Below are 7,890 nucleotides of genomic sequence, written 5' to 3'. Positions count from 1 at the left end.
GGTGGTCTCGTCCATCTGGGTGATGGTCTGGTTGACCTGCTCGATGCCGGCCGACTGTTCCTGCGATGCGGCCGAGATCTCGGCCATGATGTCGGTCACGCGCTGCACGCTGGCCACGATCTCGGCCATCGTCGCACCGGCCTGGTTCACCAGCGCCGAGCCGTCGGAGACCTTCTCCACCGAATTCTCGATCAGGCCCTTGATCTCCTTGGCCGCGTTGGCCGAACGCTGGGCCAGCGTTCGGACTTCGCTCGCCACGACCGCGAAGCCGCGGCCCTGTTCGCCGGCGCGCGCGGCTTCCACCGCCGCGTTGAGCGCCAGGATATTGGTCTGGAACGCGATGCCGTCGATGACCGAGATGATCTCGGCGATCTTCTTCGACGACTGCTCGATGTCGGTCATGGTGGTGACGACCTTGCCGACCACGTCGCCGCCCTGCGAGGCCACCGAGGCCGCGCCGATGGCGAGCTGGTTGGCCTGGCGCGCACTTTCCGCATTCTGGCGCACGGTGGAGGTCAGTTCCTCCATCGACGCCGCCGTTTCTTCCAGGTTGGCGGCCTGCTGCTCGGTACGGCGGGACAGGTCCGAATTGCCCGACGCGATCTCGCCGGCGGCGGTGTTGATGGAGGTGGAGGCGTCCTGGATGCGGCCGACGATGTCGGTCAGCTGGGCGACGGTGGCGTTGGCATCGTCGCGCATGGTGGCGAACACGCCGTGGAAGTCGCCTTCCATGCGCGCGGTCAGGTCGCCCTTGGACAGCGACTGCAACACGGTGGACACCGACTGCACGCTGCCGGCGATGGTGGCCAGCAGGCCGTTGATCTGCTGCGACAGGCCGAGCAGGAAGCCCTGCTTGCCGGTTTCGACGATGCGGCCGCTCAGGTCGCCCTGCACCGCGGCCTGCACGATGCGGGTGACTTCCTGCTCGACCATCACCTCGTTGGTGCGGTCGGCCCACTCGACCACATAGCCGATGCGCTGGCCGTCCGCGTCGGCCACCGGATTGATGATCAGCTGCATGATGCGGCCGCCCACGCTGATCTGGGCGCGGTGCGTGCCCTGTAGCTGCGCCAGCATGCGCGACTGGTGCTCGGGCTTCTTGTGGAAGATGTCGATGCTGCTGCCCACCACGGTGCGCACGTCGAAGGCGGGCAGGTCGCGGCGCAGGTCCTGTTCCACGTCCGTCAGCATCTTCATCAGCGGACGGTTGGCGTAGACGATGGTGCGGTCGGCATCGGCGATCATGACGTTGGTGGTGACGTCTTCCAGCGCGGTACGGATGCGCAGGCTTTCCTTCGCCACCACGGCGTCGCGTTCGATGCGTTCGCGCAGGTTGGCCTGCATGCTGCGCATCGCCTTCATCAGCGTGCCGATCTCGTCGCTGCGCGCGGCATCGATCTCGCTGTCGAGCTTGCCGCGGGCGATGTCGTCGGCCACGCGCACCGCGCCGGCCAGCGGCCGGGCGACCTGGCGGCGCAGCAGCCAGAACACCGCGCCGCACAGCAGCACCGCGCCCAGCGCGCCCACCATCACCACGGTCCACAGTACGGCGCGTGCTTCCTGCATCAGCACGGCGCGCGGGACCACCACGCCCAGGGCGAAGCGCTCCTGCGCCTTGCCGATCTGCAGCGGCACGTAGGCTTCCATCACCGCGTCACCGGCGGCATCGGTGGCTTCGCGGAAGACGGACTGGCCGCTGGCGATCTGCTTCATCACATCGGCCGCCTGCGCGCCGGCGAAGGGCTTGCCGACCGCAGCGGCGTCCTGGTCGGCGATCACCACGCCGGCGGGCGTCAGCAGGCGCACGAAGCCGGCGTCCATCGGCGTCAGCTTGGCGATGCGCTCCTGCAGCGACTGCAGGGCGAAGTCGACCGTCATGACGCCGAGATAGGTGCCGTTGTCCAGCACCGGCGTGGACAGGGTCGTCATCAGCACGTCCTTGCCGGCGATCTTGTAGACATAGGGTTCGGCGACCACCGGGCGCTTGAGTTCGCGCGGGCGCAGGTACCAGTCGCCGGCACCGGGCACTTCGTAGTCGCGCAGCGCTTCCTGCAATGGCGCGCCGTCGCTCCAGGCCCAGTAGCTCATGAAGCGGCCGGTGCCGTCGTGGCCGTCGGCGGCGACGAAGTCCGCGTCCTTGCCGTCGAACGCCTCCGGCTCCCACAGCGTGCCCACGCCGACCCATTCCGGATGGGTTTCCAGCTGCCGCTTGAAGATGGCGCTGGCCGCCGCGCGGCTCAGACCGTCGCCGGCGCGCTGCGCGAGCAGGGCGCTGGCCAGGGCCTCGTTGGTGTCGAACGCGCCTGCCAGGTCCCCGGCGATGCGCTGGGCCTCCAGCTCGGCCAGCCCCTCCATTGTGGTGCGCGCGCCGGCCAGCAGGGACTGGCTGCTGCGCAGGTAGCTGGCGGCCGCGGCCACGCCGAAGGCGAGCAGGGCGACGATGGCGGTGCCGTACATCACCCGGGTGGCGATGCTGCGGGAGGAGAAGCGCGCGGAAACGGAAGACATGATGGCCTCGTATGCAGAGTGGCGACGTCTGCAGCGGCGGCGCCAGGACCGGCGTCCGGTGTTGCAGTCGTGTTACGGACCGTATCGGCGGCGCCCCGGCGTCATTGAGTGCGTGTCACGCGATTGCCGACGGGCGGCGGCCGGAACGGCGACGACGGTCACGCCGCGCCGCGTTCGCGGGCGCTGCGCTGGCGTTCCAGGCGGAAGATGTAGCGCTGGATCAGCGCGTCGCCGCCACGCGGCATGTCGGTGAACTGGCACCCGGCTCGCCAGCTCTCGCTGCCGTTCTGGTTGAGTTGCCGGTGCAGGCTCTTGACCATCAGGCGCACGCACAGCGGGCCGCTGTCGGGCAGGTGCAGCAGGCTGCCGGGGAATTCCTTGTACGGCTTCAGCGTGGGCTCTTCGGCCTGTACCGCCAGCGCGATGCCGCCGCCACTGATGTCCAGCACGCGGTACTTGCGGTAGGTGGTCTCGCCGTCGGGCTGGCGCTCGGCGATGGCGCAGTCCATCGGCTGGGTCACCGGCACCTGCAGCCGGTAGAACTCGCGGCGCTGCAGGCGCAGGATGCTGTCGGGCAGCGAGGCATGGAAGGCGACCTGGCCGTCCTGCTGCACGCGCCGCAGGTCGTACAGCTTGAACTGCACGTGGATGCGGTCCAGCCGCGACACGCAGGTAACGTGGCTGGCGTCCTCGATGCTCCGGTTGACGGCCTCCGAGGCGCTGCCGTCGATCAGCACGCCCTCTTCGTCGTCCAGCACTTCGATCACGGAGGTGGGAAAGGTGTGGTTGCGCGGCATCGCGCAGCCGCTGACCAGGGCGCGCTTGTCGATCAGCGACTGCAGGATCTGGCGTACCGCGGGCACGCCATGCACCAGGTACTTCTCTTCCTCGTCGTACCCGACGGGATCGGCCAGGGGGGCGTCGCTGGACTCGGTCATGCGGGGGCGGAAGCGTCAGGGCAGGGATGGCGTCACAGGCTGTATCGGCGTGGATCACAAACTCTTTAGGCGGGGTGTCCGCCGGTGTGGTCTCACCGTCGGCGCGCAGGTACATGGAGGTAGCAGACAGACGGCACCCTCGAATCACATTTATCCAACACACGGCGGCGCACGCTGCCCCCACATCCCGGGAGCGTGGCCAGCATGGCGACGGCTCCCGGACGCGCGAGGGACCGCGCTGCTGGCGGACACGGGCATGCGGGGCATGCACCGCCGCCGACATCCTCGATCCCTTGCGCCGCCATGGGGCGTGCGCCGGACCGCATTCGCGATATGCGCGGCGCCGGACGCGGTCCGCGCCGATCGACGGTGTCGGGTGCTCGGGCTGTCGTGGCACAGGGAAGGAGAACGCCATGTACGGGAATGCGAAGGTGCGCGGCGGTGGGACGCTGCAGCGGTATGTCGTCGGGTTGGTGCTGGCCTGTGCGGCGGCGTTGCCGACGGCATGGGCGGGCGAGATCGAACAGGGCATCCTGCTGCTGCGCTGGGGCGACGCGCGGCCTGCCATGCCCGGACAGGCCACGCCTCCTCCCCGTTTCAAGGCGTGGCTGGACGCAGGGCCGGGCGCGCGCCGCCGGCTCGATGTCGCCCAGGCCACGCGCGCGGCAGGCGACCTCTATGCGCTGGCCAACCGCCGTGTGGCGGTGTCGCACGCCGCCGCCGGCAAGCGCGGGTCACGTGTGGTCATCGACGCCATCGTGCCTGCGGATCGCCAGGCGCAGCGGGCGCCCGTGGCGGGCGACGACGGTCGGCCCCGGCTGGCGGCACCGGTCCACGGCAGCACGCGCTGGATCACGCTGATGTGCCGGTTCGCCGACGTGCCGGCCGAACCGAAGTCGCGCGAGTTCTTCCAGTCCCAGTACGGCGACGGGCCGGGTCAGCTGGGCCACTACTGGTCACGGGTGTCGCGGGGCGCCATCGACCTGGCCGGCAGCCAGGCCCATGGCTGGTACGTACTGCCGCGCCCGCGCAGTGCCTACACCGGCACGCAGGCCGATCTGTCGCTGCTGTTCGCCGACTGCACGGCCGCCGCCGATGCGGACGTCGAGTTCGCCGGCGTGATGGGCATCAACCTGATGTTCAACGACGAGCTGGACGGCTACGCGTGGGGCGGCGGCGCATGCGCAGTGCTCGATGGCGCGTACCGCTGCCTGCGGGCCACATGGAGTCCGCCCTGGTCGTTCGCCAACCTGGCCGCGATGGCGCACGAAATGGGCCACGGCTACGGCCTGCCGCATTCGGACAACAGCGATGGCGATGCCGACACCTACGACAATCCCTGGGACCTGATGAGCGACGCGTGGCGCCACGCCGGCAGCGATCCGGTGTACGGGCTGCTGCCCAAATACCTCAGCGCCTACCAGCGCGAGCGGTTGGGATGGGTGGCGCCGCCCGGCCGGCTCACCGTGCGGGCGGAGGACATCGGCACGCATGACGTCATGCTGGATGTCGTCGATGCACCCGGCGGGACCGGCGTGCAGTTGCTGGTGCTGGCGTTGCCCGCGCAGCCCGATCCGTTCGCGACCGTCATCTACACGGTGGAAGCGCGACGCCGGACGGCGCCTTACGAGTCCAACCTGGCGGGCGACGCGGTCATCATCCATGCGCTGCGTGGGTACGGAACCACCCACAGCCTGGACAGCGACTTGCCGCCGGCGACGTATTCGGCCAATGAAGGCTCGATGCTGAAGCCGGGCGAACGCTTCCGTCTGCCACAGGGCCAGCACCAGATCGACGTCATCGCGGCCACGGCGACCGGTTTCCTGGTGCGCGTTGGGCCGGTGGCGCGCGTGATGAGTTCGCCGTTGCCGGCGCTGGTGCGCACGGAAACCGGCGCAGCCGTCTCGTCTCCCTCGCCTCCGCTGCGACGTCCGCGCGCGGATCGACACCGCTGACATCCCACCCGCGTTCCCGCGCGTGTCGCGATTCGGGTGACCGATCGCTCATCGTTCCGGGTCAAGCAATTCCAGCCTGCCCACCGCATCCTCCGGCGCCTCGATCGCGGTGGACGAGGTCACGCCTTCGATGCGCCATGCCGGGTTCTGCTGCTTCAGCGCATGGAACAAGCCGGGGAAGTGGCCGCTGCCGTAGATGAGGTAGAGGTTCCGCCCGGCATCGGCGGCGATCCGTTCGGCCAGCTTGCGGTTGCGGAAGTCCAGCACCACCGCATTGAGTACGTCCGGACGTTCCTTGCCCTGCAGGGCGAAGGTGAAGATGCCACGGCATGCCGCCCCGACGAAGTCGCGTTGCCGATCGCCCACGTGGGACAGCACCTGCATCACATGGTTCATGCCCGAGCTGCCCCCGTCGTCGGACGGCGGATGCTCCTTGACGAGTTGGTCCGCCAGTTCCGGTCGCGCTGCCACCAGGCGCTTCCATTCCTCCCACATCTCGGTTTCCGTCACGTCCGCATTGACGGTGCGTGCCGGATCCTTCACCGCGTCGGTGCCGACGAAGCCAAGAAAATCGTTCTGGAAGTGCAGGCCGCAGAAGCCGGCCAGCTTTCCGTATTCGGCGTTGAGGTCGCCGCCGCCGGCGAGCTCGTCACGGAACCATGCCTGCGCTTCCGGGGTGCCCGGCATCACGCCCTCGAAATAGACCTTGTAGCCTGCCTCGCGCGTGCGCATCAGGTCGAAGGCCACCGAGCGATAGAACGGGGCCGAGCCGATGTGCGTCATGCCCTGGAACACCACCTGCCGCTGCCCGTCGCCGAGGGTGACGCGAGGCACCGCCAGCGGACGCAGTGCGGGCTGCAGCACCAGCCAGTACAGCGGCAGCGCGATCAGCGCGGTGGCGACCATGCCGCCGGCCAGGGCCTGCGGCCAGCGATGTGGCGAAGACCGGCGTCGCAGACGGGCGAGCAGCCACGCCAACGCGGCCACCACGCCTGCGCCGAGCAGGAACGAAGCCGCCAGTAACCAAGGCGATGCACTGAGCAACAGAGGAACGCTCAGCAGGAACAACAGGGTCAGCAGGGTCCAGCCGACGGTCTTCAGCCGTACCGCCCGATCGTGGTGAAGCGCCATGGGACATTCCTTCTTCGGGCGAGGGATGGCGTCAGTGCGGCAGCGAACCCAGCGTCAGGCTGATGCCGAACAGGGTCCAGTCGTTGAGTACGTGCGCGCCGGTGGAGGCCCACAGGTTGCGCGAGAACAGATAGGCCAGGCTCAGCACCAGCCGGGCGCTGCCGATGATCGCCAAGCACTGCACCAGGTCCCACTGGTAGGTGGGCAGGTGCGCCAGCGCGAACGGGATGGCCGACAGCAGCCACGCCCGCATCAGGGCAGTGCGCTTCTTCAGCTTCATCCGGGTATGCAGCCACCACAGCAGGGCGAGCAAGGGCAGGATGGTGAGCAGTTCCTCGCCCAGCAGCTGCGGCACCATCGCTGCGAAGGCCATGACGCGGGTGGCGGTATCCACTTCGGCCATCGACTTGAACGCGGGATTGGCCGACCCCTGGTCCAGGCCGTTGAGCAGCAGCCCGATCAGCACGGTGACCACCAGGTTCAACGCGGCGATGCCGACCATCATCAGCAGGTTGCGCCCAATCCGACACCGTGCGTGCCACCACCGAGGGTTTCAGCAGCGACGTGCAGATCGAACTGTACGGCGACCACGGCCGCATCCACCTGGGTGCGCCGCTGATTCCGCCGATCAACTCGCATGGCGATCATGGCTGGTGGGACTTGGAGAACCTGCAGGTCGGCGCGGACCGCATCACCGCCACCTATCGCCTCGACGGCATGAACAAGCCGCGGCTGACCGTCGACCGCCGCTCCGGGCGCATCAACATCGAGGGCGGCACCACGTTCTCCGGCCAGTGCGATATCGGCAACTACGGCGGTGGCCAGCGCCGGTTCTGAGGCCGGGTCTCCACACGGGATCCGCCGGGCCGGATTCCTGCTACACGGGTTCGACCCGCTTCATGCATCGCGCGCCCGTGGCGCGATGACGCGGCAAACATCCCTGAAGCGCCATCGACTACGCACACGGCCCGGACACTGCCGGGCCGTGTGCGACAACGCGATGTCTGTGTCCTGCTGACGGCGCTCAGAACTCCTGCCAGCCGTCCTCGTCGGCGCCGGCGAGCGCCGGCACGGGGGCAGTGGGCGGCGCGGTCCGCACCGTTTTCGGTGCAGCGCTGCGGCGCGTCGCGGGAGCGACGGATGCCGGCGTCCTGTGTGTGAAGGTGCGCTTGTTCGCGTGCAGCTTGAACACCGAGACCGACTCGGTGAGCGCCCGTGCCTGTTCCTCCATCGCGCGGGCGGCGGCCGTGGCTTCCTCCACCAGGGCGGCGTTCTGCTGGGTGGTCTCGTCCATCTGGGTGATGGTCTGGTTGACCTGCTCGATGCCGGCCGACTGTTCCTGCGATGCGGCCGAGATC

The 7,890-nt window shown here is 68.9% G+C and carries 6 protein-coding genes and 1 pseudogene; 2 read left to right on the top strand and 5 right to left on the bottom strand.

Going from position 1 to position 7,890, the window contains the following annotated elements:
• Together VGN58_RS07295 and VGN58_RS07290 are read right to left on the bottom strand one after the other, a co-directional pair.
• The coding region (locus VGN58_RS07295; RefSeq protein ID WP_327482635.1) for a methyl-accepting chemotaxis protein at positions 1 to 2,508 on the bottom strand (2,508 nt) is incomplete at its 3' end.
• A gap of 158 nt (positions 2,509 to 2,666) precedes the next feature.
• Positions 2,667 to 3,446: a flagellar brake protein gene (locus VGN58_RS07290; RefSeq protein WP_327482634.1), complete on the bottom strand. Its 780-nt coding sequence runs from the start codon at positions 3,444 to 3,446 to the stop codon at positions 2,667 to 2,669.
• A 413-nt stretch (positions 3,447 to 3,859) separates the two neighbouring features.
• Between VGN58_RS07290 and VGN58_RS07285 the strand changes: the two genes are divergently transcribed.
• Positions 3,860 to 5,401 (top strand): hypothetical protein, encoded by a 1,542-nt coding sequence (locus tag VGN58_RS07285; protein WP_327482633.1) that lies wholly within the window; start codon positions 3,860 to 3,862, stop codon positions 5,399 to 5,401.
• A gap of 48 nt (positions 5,402 to 5,449) precedes the next feature.
• On the opposite strand, the gene VGN58_RS07280 is transcribed toward VGN58_RS07285, so the two are convergent.
• Both VGN58_RS07280 and VGN58_RS07275 read right to left on the bottom strand, forming a co-directional pair.
• Positions 5,450 to 6,532 (bottom strand): hypothetical protein, encoded by a 1,083-nt coding sequence (locus VGN58_RS07280; RefSeq protein ID WP_327482632.1) that lies wholly within the window; start codon positions 6,530 to 6,532, stop codon positions 5,450 to 5,452.
• Between the two features lie 31 nt (positions 6,533 to 6,563).
• Positions 6,564 to 7,037: a CPBP family intramembrane glutamic endopeptidase gene (locus tag VGN58_RS07275; RefSeq protein ID WP_327482631.1), complete on the bottom strand. Its 474-nt coding sequence runs from the start codon at positions 7,035 to 7,037 to the stop codon at positions 6,564 to 6,566.
• Between the two features lie 26 nt (positions 7,038 to 7,063).
• On the opposite strand from VGN58_RS07275, the gene VGN58_RS07270 reads away from it, so the two are divergent.
• The gene (locus VGN58_RS07270) at positions 7,064 to 7,369 is read left to right on the top strand and encodes a hypothetical protein (RefSeq protein ID WP_327482630.1); all 306 of its coding nucleotides are present in this window, start codon (positions 7,064 to 7,066) and stop codon (positions 7,367 to 7,369) included.
• A gap of 187 nt (positions 7,370 to 7,556) precedes the next feature.
• Here the strand turns inward: VGN58_RS07270 and VGN58_RS07265 are convergent.
• Positions 7,557 to 7,890 (bottom strand): annotated as a pseudogene (locus VGN58_RS07265) (methyl-accepting chemotaxis protein); the annotation flags it as partial.

Origin of the sequence: Pseudoxanthomonas sp., from assembly GCF_035999195.1 — a bacterium.
In the GTDB taxonomy this organism is placed as follows: domain Bacteria; phylum Pseudomonadota; class Gammaproteobacteria; order Xanthomonadales; family Xanthomonadaceae; genus Pseudoxanthomonas_A.
The sequence above is the reverse complement of the archived record's forward strand: the minus strand, read 5'-3'. Positions and strand labels throughout refer to the sequence as shown.

Coding starts and splice junctions, on each gene's coding strand:
- VGN58_RS07290 (WP_327482634.1), bottom strand. CDS start 3,446: ATGACCGAGTCCAGCGACGCCCCCCTGGCCGATCCCGTCGGGTACGAC.
- VGN58_RS07285 (WP_327482633.1), top strand. CDS start 3,860: ATGTACGGGAATGCGAAGGTGCGCGGCGGTGGGACGCTGCAGCGGTAT.
- VGN58_RS07280 (WP_327482632.1), bottom strand. CDS start 6,532: ATGGCGCTTCACCACGATCGGGCGGTACGGCTGAAGACCGTCGGCTGG.
- VGN58_RS07275 (WP_327482631.1), bottom strand. CDS start 7,037: ATGATGGTCGGCATCGCCGCGTTGAACCTGGTGGTCACCGTGCTGATC.